Source organism: Mycobacterium sp. 852002-10029_SCH5224772 (assembly GCF_001667315.1).
GTDB lineage: Bacteria > Actinomycetota > Actinomycetes > Mycobacteriales > Mycobacteriaceae > Mycobacterium.
The window spans coordinates 1-1,598 of record NZ_LZHT01000058.1 but is presented as its reverse complement, the minus strand read 5'-3'; the positions used below and the strand labels follow the sequence as shown (position 1 = coordinate 1,598).

The 1,598-nt window shown below is 64.0% G+C and carries 2 protein-coding genes; both read right to left on the bottom strand.

Annotated elements, in window-relative coordinates; all coding sequences use genetic code 11:
- The coding region (locus tag A5775_RS11395) for a glycosyltransferase (protein ID WP_067251995.1) at positions 1 to 840 on the bottom strand (840 nt) is incomplete at its 3' end.
- Positions 841 to 961: 121 nt separating this feature from the next.
- Positions 962 to 1,598, bottom strand: a 637-nt coding sequence (locus A5775_RS11390) for a TylF/MycF/NovP-related O-methyltransferase (protein ID WP_067251993.1), incomplete at its 5' end; no start/stop codon positions are given.

The following is a 1,598-nucleotide window of genomic DNA, read 5'->3' as shown; positions in this document are numbered from 1 at the left end:
CTGGGTGCAGGCCGTGCTGATCATCTCGACAGTGTCGGCCGGGGATTCGACCGGCATGCTGCCGAAGCCGAAGCAAATCGGTGGTCTGCCCGCGTGAATCCAGGCCATCACGTCGTCGTCGGCCTCGGTGGTCAACTCCATCGTCAGCGTGCCGACAAAGGGACGCAGGCCGTCCCATTTTGCCCATTCGTCGGCCAGCCCGGGGAAGCACGCCTCGTCATAGGCCTGGATTTCCAGCGAGCCGCGGTCGGCGATGCGTCGCGGTGACGGCGCTGCTGCCTTCGGCAGGCCCAGTTCCCGGCGCTGGGTGTCCTCGACCTTTTTGTTCAGGCGCCAGCAGTACCAGTCGAACGCTGTCATTGCCGAGCGCGCCAACGGCGGCGGCAGCATCGACACGACCTGGCCATTGGGCCGCATGGGCACGTGATGCAGCGTGGCCAGCGGAAGGTCGTAGTACTCCGCGACGTTGGCGGCAGGCTCCTGGTAGCTCTGCCCGGCGAACAGCAGGTCGGCGCCGTCCGCCAGCGACATGAGCGTCGTGTTCATCTGCGCCCAGCACTGGTCACTGAGATCCCACATCTCACGCCACATGCCGCGCATCTCGCGGATCTTCCAGAATCCGCGGAAGAAAGACGTCCAGAAGTTGCGGTACACATCCAGCCAGGTCTGCGATTCCAGCCCATAAGGGACCGCGGTCAGCCCTGCCGCCTCGGTGAAGCTCACGGAGTCGGGCGGGACGGCCATGACCATGTCATGCCCTCTGCGCTGAAGTTCGCGGGCGACAACCACGGAAGGCTCGATATCGCCGCGCGTTCCATAGCTGGCCAGCACACATTTCATCGCGAATCCAAGCCCTTCGGTTGCGCCATCACGGTGATGCACCGATCACTTTAAAGATCGACGATCTCCACAGCACCGGTTTGCGCGAGTGCGCAGGCTACGCAATTGAGGCTAAAGATTGTCACGGCTTGCGCCACAGCACGCCGGTGCCGTCGATTTCCTCGATCTCTGCGGTCACGCCGTGTGCCGTGCGGTAATCGGCCACCGCCTTCCGACATGCGTCGATGGCGTGGTAATCGTCGATGATGCAGAACCCCCCGGACGACAGTCGTGGGTAGAGGGCATCGAGAGCCTGGATCGTCGACTCGTAAAGGTCACCGTCGAGCCGCAACACGGAAATGCGATCGATCGGGGCGTCCTGCAGGGTGTCCTTGAACCACCCCGGAACAAAGCGAACCCGGTCATCGAGCAAGCCATAGCGCTCGAAATTCGACCTGACCTGCGCTTGGGTCACCGCGAGCACCCCGGCGGCGCGATGCAGCTTGATGCCTTTGTCCGCTTCGTAATGTGCGGTGTCCGGGGGTGGCACCCCTTCGAACGAATCGCAAAGCCACACGGATCGCTTCTCATCCCCGTAGGCCGACAACACGGCGCGCATCAAAATCGAGGCCCCGCCGCGCCACACACCGCACTCGACCAGATCACCGGGGACGTCGTCTTGCAGGACCGTCTCCACGCAGCGCTGCAGACTGGTCAGCCGCTGCATCCCGATCATCGTCAAGGCGTCGGCCGGCCAGTCCAGGCCCAAGTCGCGCGCC